22 protein-coding genes, 1 tRNA gene and 1 other annotated feature are annotated in these 24,812 nt (G+C 58.5%); of the genes, 6 read left to right on the top strand and 17 right to left on the bottom strand.

Annotated features, from left to right (window positions below; genetic code table 11):
• Positions 1-120 precede the first annotated feature (120 nt).
• The 12 genes from H8695_RS06000 to H8695_RS05945 all read right to left on the bottom strand — a co-directional run bounded on the left by H8695_RS06000 (position 121) and on the right by H8695_RS05945 (position 12,358).
• Entirely contained in the window at positions 121-1,305 is a 1,185-nt protein-coding gene (locus H8695_RS06000) for a M24 family metallopeptidase (RefSeq protein ID WP_249300003.1), read from the bottom strand.
• A 14-nt stretch (positions 1,306-1,319) separates the two neighbouring features.
• Positions 1,320-1,991 (bottom strand): helix-turn-helix transcriptional regulator, encoded by a 672-nt coding sequence (locus H8695_RS05995; RefSeq protein ID WP_249300002.1) that lies wholly within the window; start codon positions 1,989-1,991, stop codon positions 1,320-1,322.
• Positions 1,992-2,017: 26 nt separating this feature from the next.
• Positions 2,018-3,262, bottom strand: a complete 1,245-nt coding sequence (locus tag H8695_RS05990; protein ID WP_249300001.1) for an aminopeptidase — start codon at positions 3,260-3,262, stop codon at positions 2,018-2,020.
• A gap of 9 nt (positions 3,263-3,271) precedes the next feature.
• Positions 3,272-4,711 carry a beta-Ala-His dipeptidase gene (pepD, locus tag H8695_RS05985; protein WP_249300000.1) on the bottom strand — a complete coding sequence of 480 codons (1,440 nt, stop codon included), beginning with the start codon at positions 4,709-4,711 and terminating at the stop codon, positions 3,272-3,274.
• Positions 4,712-4,724: 13 nt separating this feature from the next.
• On the bottom strand, positions 4,725-5,915 hold the full coding sequence (locus H8695_RS05980; protein WP_249299999.1) for a pyridoxal phosphate-dependent aminotransferase: 1,191 nt from the start codon (positions 5,913-5,915) through the stop codon (positions 4,725-4,727).
• A 45-nt stretch (positions 5,916-5,960) separates the two neighbouring features.
• Entirely contained in the window at positions 5,961-6,341 is a 381-nt protein-coding gene (locus tag H8695_RS05975; protein ID WP_249299998.1) for a RidA family protein, read from the bottom strand.
• Between the two features lie 2 nt (positions 6,342-6,343).
• Complete coding sequence (locus tag H8695_RS05970; RefSeq protein ID WP_249299997.1) at positions 6,344-7,324, bottom strand: ABC transporter ATP-binding protein; 981 nt, start codon at positions 7,322-7,324, stop codon at positions 6,344-6,346.
• Positions 7,321-8,316: an ABC transporter ATP-binding protein gene (locus tag H8695_RS05965; protein ID WP_249299996.1), complete on the bottom strand. Its 996-nt coding sequence runs from the start codon at positions 8,314-8,316 to the stop codon at positions 7,321-7,323. Before H8695_RS05965 ends, H8695_RS05970 begins: the two co-directional genes overlap by 4 nt.
• Before the next feature lie 19 nt (positions 8,317-8,335).
• Positions 8,336-9,232, bottom strand: a complete 897-nt coding sequence (locus tag H8695_RS05960; RefSeq protein WP_283243601.1) for an ABC transporter permease — start codon at positions 9,230-9,232, stop codon at positions 8,336-8,338.
• A gap of 5 nt (positions 9,233-9,237) precedes the next feature.
• On the bottom strand, positions 9,238-10,176 hold the full coding sequence (locus tag H8695_RS05955) for an ABC transporter permease subunit (protein ID WP_249299994.1): 939 nt from the start codon (positions 10,174-10,176) through the stop codon (positions 9,238-9,240).
• A gap of 89 nt (positions 10,177-10,265) precedes the next feature.
• The gene (locus H8695_RS05950) at positions 10,266-11,801 is read right to left on the bottom strand and encodes an ABC transporter substrate-binding protein (protein ID WP_249299993.1); all 1,536 of its coding nucleotides are present in this window, start codon (positions 11,799-11,801) and stop codon (positions 10,266-10,268) included.
• Between the two features lie 468 nt (positions 11,802-12,269).
• Positions 12,270-12,358 (bottom strand) — tRNA-Ser (locus H8695_RS05945).
• Between the two features lie 175 nt (positions 12,359-12,533).
• Here H8695_RS05945 and H8695_RS05940 point away from each other — a divergent pair.
• The 5 genes from H8695_RS05940 to H8695_RS05920 all read left to right on the top strand — a co-directional run bounded on the left by H8695_RS05940 (position 12,534) and on the right by H8695_RS05920 (position 17,100).
• Positions 12,534-13,082, top strand: a complete 549-nt coding sequence (locus tag H8695_RS05940) for a sigma-70 family RNA polymerase sigma factor (RefSeq protein WP_249299992.1) — start codon at positions 12,534-12,536, stop codon at positions 13,080-13,082.
• A complete protein-coding gene (locus H8695_RS05935) occupies positions 13,079-14,458 on the top strand; it encodes a DUF4179 domain-containing protein (protein ID WP_249299991.1) in 1,380 nt (459 codons plus the stop codon). The genes H8695_RS05940 and H8695_RS05935 overlap by 4 nt, the downstream gene beginning before the upstream one ends.
• A gap of 94 nt (positions 14,459-14,552) precedes the next feature.
• On the top strand, positions 14,553-15,380 hold the full coding sequence (locus H8695_RS05930) for a helix-turn-helix domain-containing protein (protein WP_249299990.1): 828 nt from the start codon (positions 14,553-14,555) through the stop codon (positions 15,378-15,380).
• Positions 15,381-15,523: 143 nt separating this feature from the next.
• On the top strand, positions 15,524-15,940 hold the full coding sequence (locus H8695_RS05925; RefSeq protein ID WP_249299989.1) for a pyridoxamine 5'-phosphate oxidase family protein: 417 nt from the start codon (positions 15,524-15,526) through the stop codon (positions 15,938-15,940).
• A 119-nt stretch (positions 15,941-16,059) separates the two neighbouring features.
• The gene (locus tag H8695_RS05920; RefSeq protein WP_249299988.1) at positions 16,060-17,100 is read left to right on the top strand and encodes a GntG family PLP-dependent aldolase; all 1,041 of its coding nucleotides are present in this window, start codon (positions 16,060-16,062) and stop codon (positions 17,098-17,100) included.
• A 32-nt stretch (positions 17,101-17,132) separates the two neighbouring features.
• On the opposite strand, the gene H8695_RS05915 is transcribed toward H8695_RS05920, so the two are convergent.
• The 4 genes from H8695_RS05915 to spoIID form a co-directional block, all read right to left on the bottom strand.
• Positions 17,133-17,903, bottom strand: coding sequence for a M23 family metallopeptidase (locus tag H8695_RS05915; protein ID WP_249299987.1), 771 nt, complete (start codon positions 17,901-17,903; stop codon positions 17,133-17,135).
• Positions 17,904-18,061: 158 nt separating this feature from the next.
• Positions 18,062-19,243 (bottom strand): M20 metallopeptidase family protein, encoded by a 1,182-nt coding sequence (locus H8695_RS05910; RefSeq protein WP_249299986.1) that lies wholly within the window; start codon positions 19,241-19,243, stop codon positions 18,062-18,064.
• Positions 19,244-19,256: 13 nt separating this feature from the next.
• Positions 19,257-20,438 carry a hypothetical protein gene (locus H8695_RS05905; RefSeq protein WP_249299985.1) on the bottom strand — a complete coding sequence of 394 codons (1,182 nt, stop codon included), beginning with the start codon at positions 20,436-20,438 and terminating at the stop codon, positions 19,257-19,259.
• Between the two features lie 132 nt (positions 20,439-20,570).
• Positions 20,571-20,823 (bottom strand) — a binding site (T-box leader).
• 48 nt (positions 20,824-20,871) lie between these two features.
• On the bottom strand, positions 20,872-21,933 hold the full coding sequence (spoIID, locus tag H8695_RS05900) for a stage II sporulation protein D (protein ID WP_249299984.1): 1,062 nt from the start codon (positions 21,931-21,933) through the stop codon (positions 20,872-20,874).
• A 260-nt stretch (positions 21,934-22,193) separates the two neighbouring features.
• On the opposite strand from spoIID, the gene H8695_RS05895 reads away from it, so the two are divergent.
• A complete protein-coding gene (locus H8695_RS05895) occupies positions 22,194-23,561 on the top strand; it encodes a citrate/2-methylcitrate synthase (protein ID WP_249299983.1) in 1,368 nt (455 codons plus the stop codon).
• A 68-nt stretch (positions 23,562-23,629) separates the two neighbouring features.
• Here the strand turns inward: H8695_RS05895 and H8695_RS05890 are convergent, their stop codons facing one another.
• Positions 23,630-24,805, bottom strand: a complete 1,176-nt coding sequence (locus H8695_RS05890) for an LL-diaminopimelate aminotransferase (protein WP_249299981.1) — start codon at positions 24,803-24,805, stop codon at positions 23,630-23,632.
• Between the last annotated feature and the right edge of the window lie 7 nt (positions 24,806-24,812).

The raw sequence follows: 24,812 nt of genomic DNA, 5'->3' as shown, positions 1-24,812 counted from the left end.
TCCAAAAAAAGGGGCTGTATTCTCTGGGAATACAGCCCCTTTTTATAGGTCGGCCCTGAGGGCCGGAGTGACGGCGGACGGTCCAATGTGGAGGGGTTCCGACTGCCCGCCGATTTCTCCTCAATCGATGGGCAGTTCGTAGAGATCGCGGTCAAACTTCGTGAGCGACTCGCAACCGTCGTCGGTGATGAGAACCATGTCCTCCACACGCATGAAGACCTCGCCGGGCATCCAGAGCTTCGGCTCGATGCACATGATCATACCGGGAATGAATACCTCGGTGCTCTCGTCGTGGAGCCAGGGCCCCTCGTGCACATCAATACCGATCTGATGCCCCATGAGTCCCTTGCCATAGTTGCGCAGATAGTCCTGATAGCCATAGCGGGAAAGCGTATCATAGATGGATTTGAAGGTGAACGAAATGGTCATACCGGGCTTGATTTTCGAGAGAACCTCGAGCTGTGCTTCCTGAAGTGCCTTATAGGCGCCGGAGATTTTCTCGGGCGCTTTTCCGCAATAGAACGAGCGGCCAAAATCGGAGCAGTAGCCATTCATGACAAAACCGTTGTCAAATGCAATTGCGGTTCCCGGGGTCAGAGGTTCGTCGCGCGGGATTCCGTAGAACTCCATGCAGCGAGGATCGCCGGTCTTGGTAAACGCACAGGTCGGCGGGAAAGGAACGTCCTCACAGCCATTTTCAACGGCAAGCTCATTGAGACGGCACTCGACCTGCCACTGACTCACGCCGGGACGGAGCATTTTCTCAATCTCCGTCATGCAGTCATCCGTAAACTTGGCGACTTTGCGCATAGCGGCAATTTCGCGGTCATCCTTGACCATGCGCATGTCCTCGACAAGGCACTCGGCGGGAACCGTCTCAATTTTGCTGTCAATTTCCGAGAGCATATTCTTCAGCGCGCTCTCGCAGCCGAGGCCGATGCCGACCCTTTTTGCACCATTGACATAGCCTTTGAGATAGTCGGTCAGCATGACAAAGTGACACTGCTCGTCGATGGGGGTGTTCTTGATGGTTTTTGCGCGCTCGTAGGTCGCAATGACAACGGCCTTTCCGCTCTTGGGCACCCAGAGCAGAATATCCGGTTTGCAGTGGAAATAGCTCATCTGGGTGGAGTACATGGGCGTATCTTTGAATGCGTAAAAGCCGGTTTCCATGGTGCGCTGCCAGTAGAACGTGGTATCGTCGAGCAGATATTGCAGACTGGCGCTTGTCGCATAGACGGCGGCGTCGAGCTTCTGCTCCTCAAGCTTCGCCTGAAGCGCCTGAATTCTCTGATTGGTAATCATCGATTTCCCTCTTTTCACTTGTTGTCGTTTCGGACTTCTTTGAGATAGTTATAAATGGTGAACACCGAAGTGCCGAGAATGCCGGCAACCATCTCCGGTGTGCCCTTTACATCAAAGACCCCCTTTTTGTCAAGCGAGCGGATGATTTCAACCTTATCCGCTTTTGACATGGAAGAGGGCGGCAAATTGGCTCTGGCGATCTCATAGCGTATGATGTCGCCGACCACTTCGCTGACGCACTGCGCGAAGATTTCGGTGTGCTCGTCGGAGCCCTGCTCGGCCGGCTGCCGCAGCCGGGTCGTTGCCGTAAGTTCCTCCAGAATGGCGGAGAGGGCGTTGAACTCCGTTAAGTCGACGTTGCAGCAGAAACAGCCGATGATCTTACCGCTGTCGTTGCGGATAAAAACGGTGGAGGACTTCAACACCTTGCCATCCTTGGTCATGGAGGGATAGCCAATGATATCCTTGGCGTCATCCCCCTCGCTGCTGAGCGCATTCATGAGCACGTTGGTCGCGGGCGCGCCGATCTGGCGCTTGGTCAGATCTCCCACCACCAGCACAACCGAGGCCTCGGGAGTGCTCAGATCGTGGAGAATAAATTCAACTCTCCCGCTGAAAGTCCTGTGAAGACCCTCGCAAATGGGTCTGTACAGATCTATGTACTTGGTAAATTCCGTCTTGGGCATTCGTTCATCTCCCCGTGTAAAAAATCTCAGTCGACCGGCAGAAATTTCCCATTTTGAAAGATGGGAAGCTCACGGCCATCCTGTGTTGTGACGACGGCGTTCATATCGGGTGAGCCGAACATGAAGTCGACATGCTGGCACGAGGAGTTGAGCTGCCACTGCTCCCACTCGTTTTTATCCGTCCATGAGATGCCGGGCAGACAGAGCGCGTAGCCGTTGCCCAGCGCGAGGTGGCAGGCGGCGTTTTCGTCGAGCAGGGTGTTGTAGAAGACCATGCCGGTCTTTGCAATCGGCAGATCGCACTCGACAAAGGCGACTTCGCCGATGCGGCGGCTGCCCTCGTCGGTGTTGAGAAGCTCTGTGAGAAGCTCTTCGCCGACTTCGGCCTCGTGGTGAACCACCTTGCCCTTTTCAAAGGTCAGGCGGAACCGGTCGATGACCTTTCCGCCGTACACGAGCGGACGCGTCGAATGCACCGTGCCGTCGACGCGATACTTGTCGGGGCTCGAGGCGACCTCGTTGCTCGGCAGATTGCCCATGTGATCGGTTGGTTTGCGCTCGGCTTTCGGCTGTCCGCCAACCCAGTAGGCTTTCGGGTGGAAGCCGATGGTCAGATCGGTGCCCTTGCCGTCAAAAAAGTGAATGCTGTCAGGCTTGACGCGGTTGAACCAGGCCGAGTACTTGCAGTAGCGATCCTGAAAGTCAATCCAGTCCTCGACGGGGTCGTTGTCCTCGCGCACCATGCACAGCTCCATGAGCGTCGCCCACAGCTTGTCGAGCGCCTCATCCGGCGGGCAGTCCGGGTAGAGCTTCACCGCCCAATCCTGATTCGGCGCGCAGGCGATGCACCAGCGGGTGCCGTTGGTGCCCCAGCTGCTGCGTATGACGTTGCGCAGGTCGTTTGTGAACTTCTGAACCGTCACCGCCACCGAGGCGTCGACGTCGTCGAACAGCTCCGGTCGGGGAGAGGCGAGTTTGAGCGAACAGGCGCCCTTGTCGAGATAGACCGACAGAGACTCTTTCATCCAGGGCAGAACGGTCTCAACCGTCTCGCGGTCGCCGTACTGCGCGCGGAATTTGTCCACATAGGGGTCGCGGTAGAAGACCACGACATCCTTGGCGCCGCGCAGCAGCGCGGCGCGGGTGATGGCGCGCGAGAGCTCGTAGTGCTCTGCGTCGAGCTCCAGAATCAGCGTCTCGTCCTTTTGTATGGCGACACCGAGGCGGACCAGAAGATCGGCGTACTTCTCAACCATCTGCTGTCTTGTCATGTGTTCCTCCTATTCGCTCAGGCGCTCGAGCAGCGCGCAGATGAAGTCGTAACACTTTTTGAAAGAGGCCATATCCATCCGCTCGAGGGGGCTGTGCACATCCTCGATAAAGGGACCGACGGCAATCATTTCGATGCCGGGCAACTTCTGGGCGAAGTAGCCGCCCTCACCGCCGGCGTGTACGGCGAGCAGTTTGGGCTCCACGCCCCAGACCTCTTTCATGACCGCGGCGTATTTGTCGCGGAAAGGGGAGTCGCTCTGGTATTCCATACCCGGATAGCGGCTGTCAAACTGGCACTGTGCGCCGCACAGGGAGCTGATAAGACCGATGCGCTGCGCGAGCTCGTCGAGCTCGGAGTCACCGGCGCTTCTCATGGAGACCTCGACGACTGCGGTGTCGCCGTCCATGGACAGAACGCCCACGTTGTCGCTGGTCTGAACGAGGCCCTCGACAGCGTGGCTCATGACGGCAACGCCGTCCGGCAGAAGCCGAAGAAGTGTGACAAGCTCGCGGCTTGATGCCTCGTCGAACGGCGTGGACGGGGCCTCAGCAGATCCCGTCGACACGCTGAACTGCGCGTCGGTGTAGCGCAGCTCATGGGCGATCAGCTCACCCATTCGGGCGAGCGCCTGCTCGGCTGCCGCGGCGTCGGAGCAGACGATGACGGCGTCGGCATCGCGGGGAATGGCGTTGTCTTTTGAGCCGCCGGAGATGCTCACAAGGCGCATGTCGGTGCCGCTGAGCTCCACCTCGTGGAGCAGCCGCGCGAGCAGCTTGATGGCATTGCCGCGGCCCGCCGAAATGTATACGCCCGAATGGCCGCCGAGCAGGCCGCGCACCGCGACCGAGAGAGCGGTGCCCTCAAACGGGGCGCGGGTGAGGGCCTTTGTTATCTTGGCGCGCAGGCCGCCTGCCGAGGTGGTCACGGTCACATTCTCACCACAGGCGTCAAGGCCAATCATCCGCCGCGCCTCGAGATCCGAAGCGTCGAGCGCTTTCGCGCCGAACATGCCGGTCTCCTCCGCGACGGTGAACACACACTCGAGCTTCGGGTGGCACAGGCTGTTGTCGTCGAGGATGGCGAGCATGGTCGCCACCCCGCAGCCGTCGTCGGCGCCGAGCGTCGTGCCGCGCGCCTTGAGCCAGCCGTCCTCCAGGTAGAGATCGAGCGGATCTTTCGTGAAATCGTGAACGGTCTCGGGTGTCTTTTCGCAGACCATGTCCATATGGCCCTGGAGCATGACGGGTGCGGCGGACTCATAGCCCGGCGACGCGTCCTTTTTGATGATGACGTTTCCGCACTCCTCCTGCCTGACCCAGAGGCCGCGCTCCCGGGCAAAAGCCACGAGCCAGTCGCTGAGCGCTTTCTCATTGTGAGAGCCGTGGGGAATGGCGCAGAGCTCTTCAAAATAGCGGAAACAGGGGATGCTTTGATCCAATACCGGCATGGAAAAATCCTCCTTATGCGAGCTTGTCGGCGATGGCTTTGAGGCCTCTCTCAATGCGGTCCATCGCCTCGTTGATGATGGCGTGGCTCGTCGCATAGCAGAAGCGCACATGCCCCGCTCCACGCGGCCCGAACCACTCCACGGTCCCCGGTACGATGGCGACGCGGCAGACGTTGAGAGAGTAGTCCGCGAACTCCTTGCTCGTCATTCCGGTGGCGCTGATGTCCGGGAAAGTCACAAAGGTTGCCTGCTGCTTGGTTGCCTTGATCAGCGGCATCTTGGAGAAGCGCTCGTACACCGTGTCGCGGATTCCCTGCAGATGCTCCCTGAAAGCATCAACCCAGTAGAAAGCGTTGTCATAGGCAGCTTTCATGGCGACCTGCGTGATGACGTCGACGCCATAGCTGCTGCCGTTGGCAACACGGGTGACCGTGTCATAGGCCTCTTTGCCCATGGTGTAGATATAGCCTGCGCGCAGACCAGGCAGAGCAAAGCCCTTGCTGAAGCCGTAGCAGGTGATGGTGCGCTGGTTGAGCTCGGCGCCGAGTGTGTTGATGCTGGTGAACTTGCTCTCGGAGTAGATGATATCCGACCAGATTTCATCGTTCATGATCCAGAGGTTGTGGCGGTTGGCGACCTCGGCGATGTGGCGCAGCTCCTGCTCGGTGTAGACATAGCCCATGGGATTGTGCGGATTGCACAGGCAGATCATGCGGGTTTTTGGCGTGATATAGTCCTCGAGATCGTCGAGCTTCCATCCGCCGTTCTCGCGGATGGAGGGATAGCAGATCTCCTTGGCGCCGGCGTAGCGCACCGAGATGCCAAAGAGCAGATCGACCGGATCAAAGATGATGGCCTCGTCGCCTGGCTTGAGAATGGAGGTGGCAATGGCGTGCAGCGCCGCGGCGGCGCTGTCAACCGGCAGCACGAAGTCGGGGTTGACACGAACGCCGTTTCGCTCCCACTGCCCGCGCGCGATGCTCTCGCGCAGACCGGGCATTCCGGTCTGCGTTGGATAGGGGAAATAGCCGCCCTTGATGTACTCGATCATGGCGTCGCGAATTTCCTGCGCAGGGCGAAAATCGGGGTCGGCAGCCGTCAGGGGAATGACATCCTCCGGCAGGGCGCCCCAGCGCATTCCGGTCGCGCGCTCGCGCAGAACTTTAAAATCAACCTTGTCGTCGGTAAACAGATTCTGATGCATGGGTCGCTGCGCTCCTTTCCTGTTTCGGACAGGGCCTGGGCCCGGTCAATGTTTGATGGCAATGGCCTCAATTTCGATGAGCACGTCTTTCGGCAGTCTCGCAACCTCCACGCAGGAGCGCGCAGGCAGAGCGGGACCGTTGAAATAAGTGGCGTAGATCTCGTTGACCTCTGCGAAGCTCGCCATGTCCTTGATGAACACGGTGGTCTTCACAACGTCGTTCAGCGTCGCTCCCGCTGCTTCAACCACGGCCTTGACGTTCTCGAGCGACTGTCTGGCCTGCTCGGCAATGGTGGCGCCGACGGATCCGTCGGCAGGGTTGACCGGGATCTGGCCCGAGGTGTAGATCAGGTTGCCGCAGATCATTCCCTGCGAGTAGGGGCCGATGGCTGCGGGGGCTGAATTTGTCTTAATCGGTGTATTCATTCTCATTGACCTGCCTTTTCATGATTGATTTCATCGACTCTCACACAGGCGACATAGTGGCCGGGCGAGACCTCGCGCAGAGGGGGATTTTCTCCCGTGCACTCCGGTTTGCAGTAGGGGCAGCGCAGCGCAAACCGGCAGCCCGGCTTGGGATTGACGGGATTTGTGACCTCGCCTTTGATGATGTCAATTTTCTTGTTGCGCATGGAGATGTCCGGAATCGGAATCGCCGAGAGCAGCGCTTTGGTATAGGGGTGCATCGGGTTGCGGAACAGCTCATCGGATGATGCGCGTTCCACGCACATGCCAAGGTACATGACCATGATGTCGTTCGAGATGTGCTTGACGACCGACAGGTCATGGGTAATGAACATGTAAGTCAGTCCGAACTCGTCCTGCAGATCCATCAGCAGATTGAGAATCTGGGCCTGAATGGACACATCGAGCGCCGAGACCGGTTCGTCGCAGACGATAAACTTGGGGTTCAGGCTCAGCGCGCGGGCCACGCCGATGCGCTGGCGGCGCCCGCCGTCGAGCTCATGCGGGTAGGCGGCGGTGAGACGCTCGGAGAGGCCGACGATCTCCATCAGTTCCGCCACACGTTTGTAAACTTCATTTCTGGAACGGTAGACCTTGTTGATGATCAGCGGCTCGGCGATCAGATCCTGTACCGTCATACGGGGGTTCAGGCTGGAATAGGGATCCTGGAAGATGATCTGCATGTTGTGGCGCAGCTTATCCAGCTTGGACTTGCTGTATTTGAGGATGTCCTCATCCTCAAAGTAGACTTCGCCGCCTGTGGGCTCCTGAAGACGGAGAATGGCGCGGCCGAGCGTGCTCTTGCCGCAGCCGGATTCACCGACAACCCCCAGGGTCTTTCCACGCTCAATTTCCAGGTTGACGCCGTCCACTGCGTGCAGCAGACCGTTTGAAACTTTAAAGTATTTTTTGAGATCCTTGGTGCGAATCAGAACGTCACTCATTCTTTGTCGCCCCCTTCCTGTGTGTAGAGATGGCAGGCAATCCGGTGTGTGCCATCTACATGGCAGGGCGGATGCTGTGTCTTGCAGATGTCCATGCAGTGCGGGCAGCGCGGAGCGAAGTGGCAGCCCTCAGGCAGATTGGTCGGGTCGGGCATCAGACCGTTGATCGGATTGAGGCGCCTGGATTCCACCTTGAGGTTCGGAATGGAGCCAAAGAGCCCGTCTGTATAGGGGTGGTGCTTTTTCGCTGTAAAAATATCCTCCGCCGTGCCGTACTCAATGACCTCGCCCGCATACATGACGCAGACGTCGTCACAGGTCTGTGCAACGATACCGAGATCGTGAGTGATGAGGATCATAGAAGTGCCCAGGCGCTGCTGGAGCTCGTTCATCATGGCGAGCACCTGTGCCTGAATGGTCACGTCGAGCGCGGTTGTCGGCTCGTCGGCAATGAGCAGTTCCGGTTCGCAGGCAAGCGCAATGGCGATGACGACGCGCTGCTTCATACCGCCGGAAAACTGGTGGGGATAGTCGTTTTTGCGCTCGGGACGAATGCCGACCATCTCGAGCTTCTCCTCCACCTTTTTGCTGATTTCGGCTTTTGTGAGCTTGTCGTGATTGTGCAGCTCCATTGCCTCGGCAATCTGGTCGCCGATCGTCATGGTCGGGTTCAGCGCGGTCATCGGATCCTGAAAGATCATGGAGATCTTATCGCCGCAGATGGAGCGCATGTCGGTCTTGTTGAGCTTGAGCAGATCCTGCCCGTCAAAGAGGATCTCACCCGCTGTCACCTTGCCGGTGCGCTCGGGCAAAAGTCCCATAATGGCAAGCGAAGTAGTGGTCTTTCCGGCGCCGGTTTCACCGACAATGCCGAGAGTTTTACCGCGCTCAACGGAGAAATTGACGCCGTTGACAGCGCGCACGACCTCAAGATCGGTTTTGTAAACGACCGTGAGATCCTTAATGTCCAGAAGCTTTTGCTGTTTTTCCATTGTCACTGTGAACACCCCCTTAGTCCTTGAGCTTCGGGTCGAGCGCATCGCGCAGACCGTCACCGATCAGGTTGAGTGAGAGAGCCGTGAGGATGATCGCAATACCCGGGAAGTAGAGCAGATGCGGGTCCGTGCCCATGTATGTACGCGCTTCCGAGAGCATGGCGCCCCACTCGGGCCGCGGCGGCTGAATGCCCAGGCCGATAAAGGACAGGCCGGCGGCGGACAGAATCATACCGGCGACGCTCATGGTGGTGTTGACAATGATAGGACCGATGGCATTCGGCAGGATGTATTTGATGATCATGCGCATATTGCTGGCGCCGTAGGAACGGCCTGCCTCGATAAAATCCTGCTCCACAACGGTGAGAATGGTCGAGCGGACAAGCCGCACCGTGCCGGGAATGGAAGAAATGGTAATGGCAATGAGCAGATTTGTCAGGCTCGGCCCCAGAGCGGCGATGATTGCCAGCGCGAGGAGCATGCCGGGAATGCACATGACGATGTCGCAGATTCGCATGATGATGTTGTCGATCTTTCCGCCGTAGTAACCGGCTGCGGCGCCGAAAAAGCCGCCGAAGACCAGTGAGATGACACTGGTGGCAAGACCGATCATCAGTGAGACGCGCGAGCCGTGTACCACACGGGCAAAGACGTCGCGGCCGTAGCCGTCTGTACCGAAGAGATGCTTGAGACTCGGCCCCTGAAGACGGTCTGCGGCGACGTTGGTGATACCGTAGTCATAGGGGACAATCAAGTCGGCGAAGATGGCTGTCAGCGCGACAATGACGAAGATGACAAGGCCGATCATGGCGGCTTTGTTTTTTCTCATACGGCGCCAGATTTCTTTCCACTGGCTCTTTTTCTTGTATTTTTTTACGGCTGCAGTTGCAGTTGCTTCTTTTGTTGCCACCATCACGCTCACCCCTTCTTCGTTGAAATGCGCGCTTTGATTCGCGGATCAACAAACGCATAGATGATATCGATTGCCAGCATAATCAGACAGAAGAGAGTGGCCAGCAGCAGGGTGCTTGTAAGCACGACAGGGTCATTTTTCTGGCGAATTCCCTCAACCACATACTGTCCGACACCGGGCATGGCAAAGACCGTCTCCGCAATGACTGCGCCGCCGAGCATACCGCTGAAGTTCATGCCCAGAACGGTGATGACGGGCAACAGAGCGTTTTTCAGAGCATGGCGCAAGATGACAATCTTCTCGCTGGCGCCCTTGGCGCGCGCCGTGCGGATGTAGTCCTGCCGGATGGTCTCGAGCATAGCCGAGCGGGTGATGCGAAGAAGGCTCGCAATGCCACCGGCCGAGAGAGTGATCAGCGGCAGAATCATGCTGCGCCAGCTGTCCATACCACTGGTCGGCAGGATACCCAGCGTGACGGCAAAGAACATGATGAGCATCAGCCCCAACCAGAAGCCGGGCACCGCCGCAAAGAAGAGGGCGAGGACGGTCAGCGTGGTGTCCAGCGGCGAGTACTGTTTCACCGCAGAGACCACCCCGAGCGTTATGCCGATTGCAGCGCTGATAAGCATGGAGAACAGCGCCAGTTTGAGCGTGGTCGGAAACCGGGTGGCAATCTCATCGACAACCGGCTGCTTGGACCGGTACGAGGTGCCAAAATCGCCCTTGAGAATGTTGCCGACATAATTGAAAAAACGGGTAAAAAACGGCTGGTCGTAGCCAAGCTCATGGTTGAGCTGATCCTTTTGCTCCTGTGTCGCAGTCGCCCCCAGGATGGAGCTGGCCGGATCGCCCGGCGTGAACTGCATGATGGTAAAGACGATGAAGACGACGCACAGCAGGATCGGGATCGTTATGAGCAATCGTTTGAGGATGTATTTGAACACTGCTCCGACTCCTTTCAAAATAGAGAGCCGCCTCGCCTCAAGCGAGACGAGGCGGCTGACAATTACACGACGTGATTGCGCTGTGCCAATTATTTTTCCCAGTGCAGATTGGTACCCCAGATTTCTGTGGAGACCTTTTCGTCGTCAATAAGACCAACTTTGGAGATCTGAGCGACTTCCGAAGCCATGACCGGGCAGATGGGCAGATCCTCATAGGCAATGGTGAAGATCTGCGTATAGAGCGCTTTTCTCTCGGCGAGATCGGTCGTCTCCTTGGCCTGCTGAGACAGAGCTTTAACCTCATCGCTCTTATAGCCGGTCATATCGGGCATCTGGCTCAGACCGTCATAGTACTGTGCGACATAGGCCATGTCGTGGATTTCGGTGGACAGGCTGAAAGGCATCATGTTGAAATTGAGCACAAACAGGTAGTTGTTGAACAGGGTGTTGGCCTCGACGACCTCGACCTCAAAGTTGATGCCAATCTGGCTGAGCTGCTGCTGCAGAGTGACGGCCATTTTTTCTTCGGTCTGAATGACACGCACCGGCTCTTCCAGGGTGAAACCATCGGGATAGCCGGCCTGCGCCATGAGTTCTTTGGCCTTTTCCAGATCATAGGTGTAATGGGGGAGAGCGTCGTAATCCGGCGCGCCGGCCATTTTCTCAGAGTAGAAAGCATCCCACGCCTTGCCTTTGCCCTCACCGACGATCAGGGTGATCGCTTCGCGGTCGATGGCATAGCTGATAGCCTGGCGGACTTCTTTCTTATCAAAGGGAGCCTGGGTGGTGTTGAAGAGAATGAGCTTCACACCGTCGGCAGCTTTCCAGGTGACGTTATACTTCGAGTTGCCCTCGAAACGGATGGCATTGGCCGGCTGTACAAACGAGAGCATATCGACCTCGTCGGCCTCCAGCGCCATGGTCATGGTCTGCTCGTCGCCGAAGATGCGGTAGTTGAGGTGCTTGATTTCCGGCACGCCGCCAAAATAATCCTCGTTGGCTTCAAGCATGACATTGTTAAAGCCGTCATAGCTGACAAACTTGTAGGGGCCTGTGCCGACAGGGCTGAATCTGTGATCGGCACCGAGCTCGGTGATGGCCTTTTCGTTGACAATGTCAACGGTGGCAAGCGTCATCATAAACAGCGGGTTCGGAGCCGTCGCATAGATCTTGCAGTTGTACTCGTCAATGATCTCGGTGTGATCGTAGTAGGTGGCGTCATTGGCGTAGAAAGAGTAATCTTTCATGTGGTCGTAGGTATAGGCGATATCCTTTGTGGTGAGCTTCTCACCATTGTGGAACGTGACGTCCTCGCGGAGCTTCACGGTGACCACGGTGCCGTCTTCGTTGGGCTCAAAGGTTTCGGCCAACTCGCCGACATACTCGCCGTCCTTGAGCTCAAGCAGCGTGTCAAACACGTTGGCGAGAATGTACTGCTCTTCGCGCTGAATAGCCGTCATGGGCTCGAATGAGTCAACCGAGAGAACAATTCCAATTCGCACGGTATCCTCGGCAGAATTGCCCGAGACACCGCCCTGCGGTTCTCCACTTTGCTTGGGGCCGCAGCCTGCGAACAGGCCGATGACCAGAACGAGAGCCAGCAGAATACTGAGTGTTTTTTTCATGTGTCTACCCCTCCTAGAATCTTTACGCTTTAGTGGGACGAAGCGTAATTTTCATCATTATATCAATCCAGGTAGGAAAGGTCAATATTTTTTAAAGCTTATTAAAAAATTTTAGACAAATTTCTTAAAGCCAAAATTCCAATTGTGCAATAAAAAATGAATTTGATTCACCTAAATGAGATAAATTATTCAATTTTAATGATCAAGCTTGAGGAGTCTGACCTGAATTTCTGCCTGATTTTGGCTCTATATATAAAATGAAGAAAGAAGCTGTCAGATATCATCTGACAGCTTCTTTCTGTCTCAGTGCAGTAAAGAGGCTTTTTCAAAAAACCGTTCCCTGCCAGATCGAAACCCAGCGAATGCGGATTCGATTTGGAAAGGAGGAGCAAGGGAACAGGCGGATGGCGTCTCTTTTGCCGCAGGCATAAAAAAAGACGTCGGAGCAAAGCGGACTTTGCTCCGACGTGGCGGAGAGGGTGGGATTCGAACCCACGTGTGCTTTCGCACAAACTGATTTCGAGTCAGCCCCGTTATGACCACTTCGATACCTCTCCCTATTGACACGGCAAAGCGAGCTCCACCGTGCAGCTTTACAATTATACCAGACTTTTTTTCGCAGGTCAACGACATTCCCGCGCTTTTTGTGTAGAATATCACCGGGAAAAGTGTGCGAACGTGAAGCAAAGAGGTCCGCGCCGGTGTATAGAGAAGTGAGAGGAGGGGGAGCGATTGGATGATGACAGACTGCTTGAGCGCATGCAGTGCCGAGACGAGGCGGCGCTTGCCCAGTTGATTGACCGGTACGCCGGCTATGTCGCAGCCATTGTCCGGCGGGTTCTCGGCCCCGGTGCGGGCAGAGAGGAGATTGAAGAGGCGGTCAGCGACATCTTCTTTGCTCTCTGGGAGGCAGCCGGCCGCATTGACCGGGACGGCACGCTTCGGTATTATCTCGCTGCAATTGCGCGAAACACGGCGAAAAACCGTCTTCGCAAGCTGGGCAGAACACCGGAAATCCCCCTTGATGAGGACACGCTCGAGGGACTTTCCGGCGCGCAGGATCCCCTTGCCGACCGCCTGCAGGCGCAGGCGCTGCGCGAGGCCATCGGCGAGATGGGGCCGCCCGACAGCGAGATCTTCATTCGCCGGTACTTCTACTTTGAAAAAGTTGCCGAAATCGCGCAGCGTCTCGGCATGAACCCCAAGACCGTTCAAACCCGTCTCTGCCGCGGGAGAGAGAAGCTGCGAATCATTTTAAACCGGAGAGGAGAGCCGCTATGAAACTGACGGATATGATGGATCATCTCGATGCCCGGCTGCTCGCCGACATCGAGATTGATGTGCGCGAGTCCATCGACACGGCCGCCGTGCAGCGGCTGGTCACCCGGAGGATCACAGCCCGGCCGGCCCGCCGCAGAGGCTTTCGGGCTCTGCTCATCGCAGCCGCAATCGTCCTTGTCATGGGAGTGACGGTCGCGGCCACCGACGGGGCCATACTGCGGCACTTTTTCGGCGGCCGTCTCGGCGGGCTCAGCGGCGAGGTACAGCCGGTCGGGGAGAGTGTGAGTGCCGCCGGTGTCACCATGACGCTCGAGGCGGCAGTCAACGACGGTTCGGGCACGCTGCTTCTGTTCACGCTGCGAAACGACGATGGAACCCCCTTTGATGAGAACACCACAGTCGGCAGAGCCCGCATCACAGGCGCCGCAGACAGCTATGTCTCGACGACTCACACCGAGCTGTCGCAGGACCGGCGAACACTCTACTGCTACCTGTCCTGCTCTGCGGCGGGGGATCAAACTCTGCCCGACCGGGAAATTCTGTTCACCGTGGATGGGCTTGTAAAGGAGACCAGGGGGACGCAGCGCGCCGAAGTTGACCTCGGTGAACTCTACCGCAGAACGCAGGGCCGCGGGCTTGTCGGCAGTGTCTTCAGTCTGCCTTATGGGGAGGAGCCCTACCGCGTATTCGGCGCCCCACCCGCCGATCTTGCCGTGGTCGATCCGGTGCCGGAGTACCGCCTTGATGCGGTTGGCTTCATCGGCAATGAGCTTGTGATTGTCTCATCTCTGCGCACCCGGGAATACGGGGGGAGCACGGTCGACTCCGTCCGTCTGACCGATCGCGTGAGCGGCGGGGAAATTGCTTCCACCGGCGCCACCAGAACGAGCCGAACCGATATGGAGCTGCTGCTCTCGGTGGAGAACTTTGCGCTGTCCCGCGGGGAACTTGACCGGCTCAGTGAACTGGAGATGGAGCTCTCCTACACGCAGCGGGAGGTTGTAAAGAGCCAGAGTTGGTCGGTCTCGTTTCGTCCGGTGGCCGGTGAGAACAATGTGGAGCTGAAGCCGGATCGTGCTTTCGCTGACAGTCAGACCTCGGGAGTGATTGAACGGGTGACGCTCTCGCCGCTCGGCGTCTACGTCGACGGGACCTTTGAGGGGGAGCTCGACTGCTGGATGCAGGACGAAGCGTTCGGCTACTTCGACGATATGGGCGACTTTGTGCCGTTTACACAGTTTGCCTACTCCGGCCCGCAGGAGGGGACGTTCTCCCTGCGCTGCACGCTTGCGGGCGAGTACGGCATGGAGCCGATTGACGTTTCGTCCGTGCGGGCGCTGCGCCTGTTTGGACAGGTGCTGGAAATGCCGTCGTGACAGGAAAGGGCAGGCCGCGTGGCCTGCCTTTTCCTGTGGACTTGCCGGGAGAAATCCGTTAAGATGGAGAAAACGGGACAGGGAGGTGCAGCCGGTGAAACTGCCACAGCAGATTATGGGAAAATGCGACATCAGTCTGCTGCCGCATCCGCTGCTGCGCGGGGACATCTCCCACTACCGCGTTGCACTTCCCGCGGCTTCCCGCCGGTTTTCAGAGCAGATTACCATTGTGCCGGACGCGAGCGGCTGCCTTGTTTTATCGGCTTTTCCGAACCGGCTTGTGTGTGCCTTTTGGGGGCCGATGACGCGCGCGGTACCGGTGTGCAACGACTTTGCAAACACACCGCGCCTGTTTGTCGAATTTCTGCCGGGTGGGCTGCACCGTCTGACCGGTGTTGACGCCTCGGCGCTCACCGACGTGCGCGCCCCGCTCGGGCTTCTCGATGCGGCAATGGAGAGGGAGATCGGCGAGCTCTTTGAGACCTGCGGTGAGCCGCTTCTCTTTTTCGGAGGTCTCGACAGGTTGTTTCTCAGGCGCCTTTCCGCTGTCCGAGCGGATGAGCCGGGTCTTGCCCTCGCGCGTTTGCTGCGCGACGGGCCCATTCGCTCGCGGCGTGAGCTTGCTGAGCAGACCCACTACAGCGAGCGCCATCTCGACCGGCTTTTGAGGCCGTCTCTCGGCCTCACGGCCAAGGGCTTTTCACGTATTCGCCGCATCAACCGCGCAGTACTCGCCATTCAGAGAGGAGCGCTGCCGCTCACGGAGCTGGCACAGCAGATGGGCTACTACGATCAGGCGCACTTCGGGCACGACTTCAAGGCGGTCTGCGGCGTCAGCCCCGGCGAGTACCGGCGAATCATGTCCGGTTTTTACAATGAACGGCTCAAGTTTTCCTCTATACTGGATACCATCGGTGAGTGAGGGAAAGGCAGCGCGGCCCGGTCAGGGCCTGGCTGGATTTCTCCGTCACCGGGCTGACGCGGGCCGGCAACGCAACCATCGAGAGCGCCGGCCCCAGCCCCCGGTGATGCGCTGAACCCCACTCACGAAAAGGAGGAATGAAAATGAGACAACAGCTCGAACAGAAAGCCGCGGCACTGCTCGAAAGCTGCGGTGAAATCATCGTGGCATCCAGAAGCGAAGAGGGATATCCCCGTCCCTGTGTTCTCTCCAAGCTCGAGGCGCAGGGGCTGAAAGCCATCTACTTTTCGACTGGCAATGACTCAAAAAAGACCGCCCACTTCAGAGAGAATCCGCGAGCCGGTCTCTGCTTTTACCGCGACCACGACAGTGTAACCATGGTCGGTGAGATTGAAATCGTCACCGATCCCGCGAAAAAGAGAGACCTCTGGCAGGACTGGATGATCGAGCACTTCGCCGGCGGCCCACAGGATGAGAACTACTGTGTGCTGTGCTTCCGACCGAGGGAGGCCACCATCTGGATTGAGGGCAAATTCGCAACCTATCGCTATGACCAATAACGGGCGCCCGCAGCTTCTGCTGCGGGCGCTTCTGCGCTGCCGTTTCAGACAATTGCATTTTGGCCCTGTGTCCGGTATACTAAAAAAAAGCCCAGAGGGCAAAGGCAGGGGGAGTACTTGTGAAATATGTTGATCTTCGCAGCGACACCGTGACCCAGCCAACACCGGATATGCGCCGTGCCATGGCCGAGGCCGAGGTCGGCGACGACGTCTACCTCGACGACCCCACGATATTGGAGCTGGAACGGCTCGCCGCCGCCACCCTCGGCAAGGAAGCGGCGCTCTTTGTCCCCACGGGGACGATGGGAAACCAGCTCGCCATTATGACCCACACCCGCCGGGGCGACGAGATCATCGCCGGGGCGAACAGCCACATTGTGGTGCATGAGGTCGGCGCCGCCGCCATTCTCTCCGGGGTGAGCACGCGCACGGTCTCAAACCCGAACGACTACATCTATCCCCACGACGTGCGCGGCGCCCTGCGCAGCGATGACATCCACGAGCCGCCGACGAGGCTTTTGTGTCTTGAGAATGCCCTGTCGAACGGCCGGGTCATGCCGATTGATCTGATGATGCGCCTGTATGCCACGGCAAAGGACGCGGGCCTCATGGTGCACCTCGACGGCGCGCGCATCTTCAATGCTGCGGCTTCACTCGGCGTGGCGGCGCGCGATCTTGCGGCCTGCGCCGACTCGGTGATGTTCTGCGTGTCTAAGGGGCTCTGCGCGCCGGTCGGCTCACTGCTTTGCGGATCGCGCGAATTTGTCGCCCGCGCGCGCAAAAACCGCAAGATTCTCGGCGGCGGCATGCGGCAGGCAGGCGTGCTTGCCGCGGCGGGCATCATCGCCGTGGAGCGCATGACAAAACGCCTGCACGAGGACCACGAGAACGCCCGGTATCTCGCAAAGCTCATGGCCGAACTGCCCTACATGGAGCTCGACCCGGAGTCGGTCGAAATCAACATGGTCTTTTTCACCGTCACAAAGCCGGGCTTCGACAGCGATCTCTTTGTGGATTTCATGTTCCAAAACGGGGTCAAAATCACGGGTGCCCAGTCTGAGAGCGAGGCGGGGCCGGTCTTTCGCTTTGTGACAAACAACGACGTCACGCCCTACGACATCGACTATGTGGCGAGGTTGCTGCACGAGTATCTGGAATAGAAAAAGCGGCGTCGAACGCGACGCCGCTTCTCTTATTTGAAGTATTCCTCAGGGTTGAGATATTTGCCGTCTTTGAGCATCTCAAAGTGGATGTGCGGGGCCTCTGCCGACTCGGCAAGGGCGCTCTTGCCGATGCCGCCGATGACGGTGCCGGCCTTGATCTTCTCACCTTTGACCACGTCTGCCGTCAACTCTTCGCCGAGGTTGCGGTAGACGCTCAGGATGCCGCCCTCGTGCTTGATGACGACGGTGTTGCCCATCAGCTCGTCAAAGTAGATGTCGTCCACCGTGCCGTCTGCCGAGGCGCGGACCTTGTCGCCGACCGAGCCGCCGAGATCCACGCCGGTGTGTACGCGGTACTCCTTGAGTGTGTCGGAGTAGACGAGCTCCCCATTGGAATAGGCCTTGGTTACACTGCCGTCAACCGGCTTTAAAAAGTGGCTCGGCTCTTTCTCGACCGGCTTTTCGGTCTCAGCGGGCTTGTCGGTCTGGGTTACGGCGGGCTTTGCCGGTTCGGGTTCGGGCTCCGGCTCCGGTTCAGGCTCCGGGTCGGGGGTCTGCTGTTCGCCGCGGGTATCGGGCACGTCCGGCACGGTGACGACCACCTCGTTTGACGGCTCGTCGTCCGGCGGAGCCGGATCAGGGTCAAAGTCGATCTCCGGCGCCGTGTTGAAATTGTGGCGGACAATGGCGAATGTGCCTGCCGCCACGGCGATCACGCAGAGAATGAGCACCACATAGAATCCCTTGCCCAGGAAGAAATTGACCAGATTTGACTTGCGATCTGTGCTTTTTCTGTTCATCGATTGCACCTCCGCCATTATTTTTGACAGATTAGGCAAAGTTATACAATTGATGAAAAAAAGAGTAAGCCCCGCACAAAGGCGGGGCTTTTTTGTGGAGGACACAGCGAAAATTCCCTGACAGACCTTTCGCGATGGACTCTGCGCGGCGAATCGCGCTAACGGCTGTGCGCCTCGAGATAGCGGGCGGCGCAGTTGGCATAGAGGGCGGCGCCCTCTGCAAGGGCGCTCTCGTTGACCAGCATGCCGGGGTTGTGCATGGAGCAGGTGTGTCCCTCATCGATGCTGCCCACCCCGAGCATGAATACGGCCGACGGGACCCGCTCGGCGACGGCGGTGAAGTCCTCGCTGCCGTTTGAGGTGGGCATCTCATGGACCATGTCCCCGCCCGCAACCTCAGCGCAGTAGGAGGCGAGTTCTTCGCTGAGGGCGACGTCGGTGACAAGCGGCGGCATGCCGTAGACAAACTCGACCTCGGCCCGGCCGCGGTAGGTTGCGGCTACTGTCTGGCTGATCTCCTGTATGCGGCGCTTGATAAAGTCGCGGCTCTCGCGAGTGATGGCGCGCACGGAGGCCTCAAGCACCGCCGTGCCCGCGAGGGTGTTGCAGGTTGTGCCCCCCTCGATTTTGCCCACGATGAGCACGGCGTGGTCGGTGCAGGGAATTTCGCGCGCGAGAATCTCCTGCAGGGCGATGACGATGTGCGCGGCGATGTTGATGGCGTCCACACCGGCCTCGGGCGTGCTGCCATGGGCGTCCTTGCCGGAGACGGTGATGCGTACCGCGTCGCCCGAATAGAGGGCGGGTCCCTTGCAATAGGTGACGGCGCCGGTGTGCGAGTGGGGCATGCCGCTCATGATGTGGAGTGCCATGGCGGCGTCGACTTGTGGATTTTCGAGAATACCGGCCTCGATCATATCGAGCGCGCCGGCGAGCTGCTCCTCGGCGGGCTGAAACATCAGCTTGACCGTACCCCTGAGATTCGCCTCGTTCCGTTTGAGGAGTTTTGCCGCCGCAAGCAGCATGGCCGTGTGGCAGTCGTGGCCGCAGGAGTGGCAGTTGCCGTTTTGCGCTGCGAAGTCGAGCCCGGTCTGCTCGGCCATCGGCAGCGCATCCATATCGGCGCGCAGCAGAATGGTCTGTCCGCCTGAGCCGATGGTGCAGCTGACGCCGGCGCGGCCGACGCGCACAGGGATAAGGCCGCAGCTTTTCAGTTCGCGCTCGACAAACGCGAGGGTCTTCGGCAGCTCAAAGCCGGTCTCGGCATAGGCGTGCAGGGTGCGGCGGTTTTCGATCAGCTCGTGCTCAAGGGCGCGGGCCTGTTCCAGATAGCGATTCATGAAAAACCCTCCTTTAGAAGATCATGGGGGCGATGATGCCCGCAAGGATGACGGATACGACGCTGACGGAAGTGACGCCCGCAATGAGCATCTTCGGCAGCAGATAGTCGGTCAGGCGGCTCTCCTCCTCGGGGGTGAAGTCCTTGCCGAATGTGGTGCCGGTGACAACCTCCGTGGCGACTGCATAGGTCACGGGATAGCCAAACATGCAGCTGATGCCGGTCGCAATGGAGAGAAAGGGATCCCATTTGAAGAGAAGGCCGACAAGCGAGGAGAAGATCACCACACCCACTGCGCCGACAATCAAAAGCCCGAGTACGGGCGCCAGAATCTCGGCAAACTGGGAGAAAGTCATGGTGACAAAGCTCATCGAGCAGTAGGCGTAGGTCGCCAGCAGCATGATGCCGTCGCCCCCGGCTGCCTTGAGACTGTTTTTCTCGATGATCCCCACGGCGCCGCACAGAGCGCCGAAGAGCAGGTAGCAGATGGTGGCGTTGACGCCGGTCAGCGACGCCACAACCTGGGCGACTGCGCCGACAATGGCCAGGCGCGCGAAGTGGGCGGTCGGCACGTCGAGCGACTTCGGCGTCCGGGGCAGCAGCCGCAGGTCGATGCGTCTGCCCGTGCCGGTGCCGGCGGTTTTGTGAAGTCCCTTTTTGACAAAGTTGTTCGCCGCCTTTTTCAGGCAGAAAGAGGCAATCGGCAGACCGATCATAATCTGAATGGCCATGATCGCCGACACAAAGGCGGCAATGTCAGTGCGTCCGGCGGCGTTGGCCGCATCCGATGAGATCATGGTCGCGACGATGCCGCCCGAGATCGGAGCGATGGAGGCGAGCGCCTGCTCGCGGCCGAAGAGAAGCTGGCCGACTGTGAAGCAGAGCACCACGATGCCGATCACTCCGCCGAGCGAGACGAGGATTGTCCTCCACTCGCGTCTGAGTTCGTTGAGGTCGAGCGTGGAACCGAGATTGGTCAGAATCAACACCATGCCGAAAGTCGGAATGAGGGCTGTGAGCCCCGAGAGCTCCATGATATTGGACGGAATGAGCTTGAATACGCTGCCGAAGAGAATGAATACCACGATGGCTGTGATAAAGGTCGAGACGACGCCTCTGGTTTTGAGCGCAATGTAGTCGCCCACCATAAAGGTCAGCGCGATAAAGGCAAACGCCATGATTGGTGTGAAAGTCATAATATTACCCCCTGTACAAATTGTGTTATTTTATACCATTAAGGGAGCTTCGCCATCGCAGCGCGGCGCTGTATTGGTACGTGTTCATCCTCTGCCTCCAGACATAATAAAAAGAGCCTTTGTCACAGTTTTCACTGGGACAAAAGCTCTGTCAATCGCTTCTGCGGTACCACCCAATTTGACGCTTGCGCGCCCTCTCATCGCATACAATCATATGCGTTCCACTGGTAACGGGCGGATTCCCCGTCGGGCACTACTCGGCCATGGCCTTTCGTCCCGCACCTTGCGAGTCCATTCGTGCCGGGCGCCCGCTGCCGCAATTTCACCGCCTGCGGCTCTCTGAAAACAGCTCTCCCGACCTACTCTTCTCGGTCATCGGTTTTTTGATTGTGGTAATAATAGCACGCTTTTTTTTGTTTGTCAATGTCGAATTTTACCTTTTTCCGAATTCCACGCCCGTATAGTAATGGGTCAGGATATCCCGGTAGCTCATGCCGTTTTTGGCGTAGTAGTTTGCGCCGGTCTGGCTCATGCCGACGTCGTGGCCATAGCCCTTGACCGTGAAAGTAAAGAGCTTGTCATCCGAGTTGTAGCTCAGGGAGAAGCTCGTCGAACGCAGCGAGAAGAGCGAGCGGAACTTTTTGCCCGGCACGAGGACGCCGCCGATCTTGACCGTGTCGACATTTCCCGCGTCGGTGAGATTGACCATGGTGACCCACTCGCTCGGGTGCCCCGAGAAGTCGATGCCGAGATCGGCCTCCATGAGCTTTGCTTTGAGCTCCTTGTCGGGTACGGTCACGGTGGTGATAAAATTGTCCGCCTCGAGATCGCCGGGGCTCTCCACGCTGCGCAGGTAGGGAAGCTCCCCTCCCCAGACATTCTCCGAGTCCTCGGTCATGCCGGACGACATGGCGTGAAACACCGCGCAGATGGGCTGGCTGTCATAGAGCATGACTTCGCCGCTTGTCGCCGCCACGGCCGAGGCAATCTTTGTGTAGTACTTGACAAAGGAGTCGCCCCACTTTTCGCGGCACTCCTCATCGGAGCACCACGCCTTGCAGTGGGCGTAATTGGTGCAGACAACTGCCCCCATGTGGCCGTTGTCACGGTCGGGGTTTTTCTCAAGCTCAGTCTGCTTGTTTAAGATATAGCTGCGCGCGGCTACAGCCTGAGCTTTGAGCGCCTCCTCGTGGTAGGCGGCGGGCATCTCGGCTGCGACGACGCCGACCAGATACTCCTCGAGCGCTACCTCGCGGATCTCGTCCTCCTCGTGGAAGTAGACGGCAATGGTCACACCGTCCGTCGTGCCGGCGACCGGCTGCGCCGTCTGGCTGATGACCGGGGCTGTGTCGCCGCTTGAGTCGTCAGCCGGCTTCTCGGCCGCCTGGGCGCGTGTGGGGCCCATCTGGAACAGAACAAAGAGCGGAAAGATCAGCCCAGCGGCGAGCGTGATCAGCGGCATGAACAAAATAGCCCTGCGGCTTCGTCCTCTCAAAACATCACATCCTCTCCCTGCAGTATATGCAGGGATTGTCCCGCCCATGACGGGACTGTGAATATTCACTATAAAATGGTCCTAAACCAAATAAAAATTATGCAAAATTTTATTTATCTCTTGCAAATATGTTCTTATAACTGGGAAATAGGCGCCAGATTTGAAACAAATATGAAATATTTAATTTTTCTATTGCAAAACGCAATTTACCACACTATAATGATACTATTCTGAATCAAACGCGGAAAGGCGTGAGGAACATGGCTTTGAAAGACAGCAAGGTACCGCCGGAATATCTTGACATGCTCTGCCAGGAGTACCGGGAGAACAACATCATTCTGCCCGAGCACTACCAAAATGTAAACGTCAAGCGCGGGCTGCGCAACAAGGACGGCACCGGTGTGGTCGCCGGAGTGACGCTCATCACAAACGTGCACGGCTATCTGCTCAATGAGGGCGACGTCATGCCCGTGCCGGGCGAGCTGACCTACCGCGGCATCAACATCCAGGACATTGTCGACCACTGCCTGGCGGACAACCGTTTCGGCTATGAGGAGGTGGCGTATCTGCTGCTCGTCGGCAAGCTGCCGACGGCAAAGCAGCTCGATGAGTTCATCGACATCCTCGCCGAGTGCCGCGAACTGCCCAAACACTTCACAGAGGATGTGCTCATCAACTCCCCGAGCCCAAACATCATGAACAAGCTCCAGAGCTCCATCCTCTCACTCTACGCCTTTGACAAGCGCGCCGAGGAGCTGACGCTCGCCAATGTCCTGCGCCAGTCCATCGAGCTTGTGGCGCGGCTGCCGATCATCGTCACGCGGGCCTACCAGGTCAAAAAGTACTACTATGACAAGGTGAGCATGAGTATCAACTACGCCCAGCGCGAGCTGTCGACAGCGGAGAACTTTCTCTATGCGCTGCGCCGCGACAACCAGTTCACCGAGCTTGAGTCGCGTACGCTGGATCTTGCGCTCATGCTGCACGCGGACCACGGCGGCGGCAACAACTCGACCTTTGCCGCGCGGGTTCTCACTTCGACCGGCACCGATACCTACTCCGCCATGGCGGCGGCGGTCGGCTCGCTCAAGGGCCCGCTGCACGGCGGGGCCAACCTCAAAGTCATGGAGATGTTCCACGACATGAAAGAGCATGTAAAGGACGTGCATGACGACGAGGAGATCGCCCGCTACCTGACGAAAATCCTCAACCGGGAGGCAGGCGACGGAAGCGGCCTGATCTACGGCATGGGCCACGCGGTCTACACGCTCAGCGACCCCCGCGCCGAAATACTGCGCGGCGGCGCGCACGATCTCGCCGTGCAGAAGGGGTTTGAGGACGACTTCACGCTTCTCAATGCCGTCGAGCGGCTGACCCCCGAGGTCTTCCGAACCGTCAAGGGTTCCACAAAGCCGGTCTGCGCCAATGTGGACCTCTACTCGGGTCTCGTCTATCAGATGCTCGACATTCCCATGGAGCTGTTCACGCCGATCTTCGCCATTGCGCGCATCACCGGCTGGGCGGCAAACCGCCTTGAGGAGCTTCAGACCGGCGGTCGTATCATCCGCCCGGCCTATAAGACCGTGATGAGCAACCAGCCCTATACCAGCCTCGGCGACCGCGTCTGAGAGGAATCAAATAGTCATGACACTGTTGAGAGCGCCCCGGGCATTTGCCCGGGGCGCTCTGTTTCGCTCTATCCCATTTTGCGGATGCGTTCCATGGCCTCAACGGTGGCGCCGCGCTCTCCGAAAGCGGTCAGGCGGAAGTAGCCCTCGCCGTTGCGGCCGAAGCCCGCACCTGGAGTGCCGACTACGTTTGCCTGCTCGAGGAGCTGATCGAAGTACTCCCAGGAGGAGAGTCCGCGCGGGCAGCGCAGCCACAGATAGGGAGAATATGCCCCGCCGGTAAACCAGACACCCATCTCACGCAGAACGTCTGCCATGATGCGGGCATTGTCCCGGTAGTAGCGCAGATTCTCTTCAATCTCGCGGCGGCCCTCGGGCGAGAAGACCGCGGCGGCGCCGCGCTGCACGATGTAGGGCACGCCGTTGAATTTGGTGGTCTGGCGGCGCAGCCAGAGACTGCCCAGAGAAACGCCGGCGCAGCGCAGCTCATGCGGCACAACCGTGTAGCCGCAGCGCGTGCCGGTGAAGCCGGCGGTCTTGGACAGTGAACAGAACTCAATCGCGCAGCCGCGCGCTCCCTCGATTTCAAAGATGCTGTGGGGCAGTCCATCCCCGACAAAGCACTCATAAGCCGCGTCAAAGAGGATGACGGCGCCGGTTTGAAGCGCATAGTCAACCCAGGCCTTGAGCTGGGCGTGGTTGTAGACAGCGCCGGTGGGATTGTTCGGCGAACACAGGTAGATCAGATCAGCCTGCACGGCATCGTCCGGCATGGGGAGAAAGCCGTTTGAGGCGTTTGCGTCAAGAAAGACGATCTCCCGCCCCGCCATGATGTTGGTGTCGACATAGACCGGGTAGACCGGATCGGGTATGAGCACGCGATTGTCGGCGTCAAAGAGGTCGAGGATGTTGCCAAGATCGCTCTTTGCCCCGTCTGAGATGTAGATCTCATCCGCTGAGAGCGTCACGCCGTGGGAGCTGTAGTAGAGCGCGACGGCCTCCCGCAGGAAGTCGTAGCCCTGTTCGGGGCCGTAGCCGTGAAAGCCTTCGGGCGTGCCCATCTCCCGGGAGGCCTCCTCGAGCGCCCGTACAACGGCAGGGCAGAGCGGACGGGTCACGTCGCCGATGCCGAGGCGGATGACGGTGCGCTCCGGGTGGGCGGCGGTGTAAGAGGCCACTTTCCGGGCGATGGTTGAAAAGAGATAGCTGTCCTGCAGTTTCAAATAGTTTTCGTTGATTTTCATAGAAGCC

This window comes from Feifania hominis (assembly GCF_014384765.1).
Taxonomy (GTDB): domain Bacteria; phylum Bacillota; class Clostridia; order Oscillospirales; family Feifaniaceae; genus Feifania; species Feifania hominis.
The sequence above is the reverse complement of the archived record's forward strand: the minus strand, read 5'-3'. Positions and strand labels throughout refer to the sequence as shown.

What these genes read in the sequence shown, in the direction of transcription:
- H8695_RS05950 (WP_249299993.1), bottom strand. Translation starts at nt 11,801, where the DNA reads ATGAAAAAAACACTCAGTATTCTGCTGGCTCTCGTTCTGGTCATCGGC.
- H8695_RS05970 (WP_249299997.1), bottom strand. Translation starts at nt 7,324, where the DNA reads ATGAGTGACGTTCTGATTCGCACCAAGGATCTCAAAAAATACTTTAAA.
- H8695_RS06000 (WP_249300003.1), bottom strand. Translation starts at nt 1,305, where the DNA reads ATGATTACCAATCAGAGAATTCAGGCGCTTCAGGCGAAGCTTGAGGAG.
- H8695_RS05995 (WP_249300002.1), bottom strand. Translation starts at nt 1,991, where the DNA reads ATGCCCAAGACGGAATTTACCAAGTACATAGATCTGTACAGACCCATT.
- H8695_RS05895 (WP_249299983.1), top strand. Translation starts at nt 22,194, where the DNA reads ATGGCTTTGAAAGACAGCAAGGTACCGCCGGAATATCTTGACATGCTC.
- H8695_RS05910 (WP_249299986.1), bottom strand. Translation starts at nt 19,243, where the DNA reads ATGAATCGCTATCTGGAACAGGCCCGCGCCCTTGAGCACGAGCTGATC.
- H8695_RS05965 (WP_249299996.1), bottom strand. Translation starts at nt 8,316, where the DNA reads ATGGAAAAACAGCAAAAGCTTCTGGACATTAAGGATCTCACGGTCGTT.
- H8695_RS05990 (WP_249300001.1), bottom strand. Translation starts at nt 3,262, where the DNA reads ATGACAAGACAGCAGATGGTTGAGAAGTACGCCGATCTTCTGGTCCGC.
- H8695_RS05925 (WP_249299989.1), top strand. Translation starts at nt 15,524, where the DNA reads ATGAGACAACAGCTCGAACAGAAAGCCGCGGCACTGCTCGAAAGCTGC.
- H8695_RS05890 (WP_249299981.1), bottom strand. Translation starts at nt 24,805, where the DNA reads ATGAAAATCAACGAAAACTATTTGAAACTGCAGGACAGCTATCTCTTT.
- pepD (WP_249300000.1), bottom strand. Translation starts at nt 4,711, where the DNA reads ATGCCGGTATTGGATCAAAGCATCCCCTGTTTCCGCTATTTTGAAGAG.
- H8695_RS05980 (WP_249299999.1), bottom strand. Translation starts at nt 5,915, where the DNA reads ATGCATCAGAATCTGTTTACCGACGACAAGGTTGATTTTAAAGTTCTG.
- H8695_RS05960 (WP_283243601.1), bottom strand. Translation starts at nt 9,232, where the DNA reads ATGGTGGCAACAAAAGAAGCAACTGCAACTGCAGCCGTAAAAAAATAC.
- H8695_RS05915 (WP_249299987.1), bottom strand. Translation starts at nt 17,903, where the DNA reads ATGAACAGAAAAAGCACAGATCGCAAGTCAAATCTGGTCAATTTCTTC.
- H8695_RS05975 (WP_249299998.1), bottom strand. Translation starts at nt 6,341, where the DNA reads ATGAATACACCGATTAAGACAAATTCAGCCCCCGCAGCCATCGGCCCC.
- H8695_RS05905 (WP_249299985.1), bottom strand. Translation starts at nt 20,438, where the DNA reads ATGACTTTCACACCAATCATGGCGTTTGCCTTTATCGCGCTGACCTTT.
- H8695_RS05935 (WP_249299991.1), top strand. Translation starts at nt 13,079, where the DNA reads ATGAAACTGACGGATATGATGGATCATCTCGATGCCCGGCTGCTCGCC.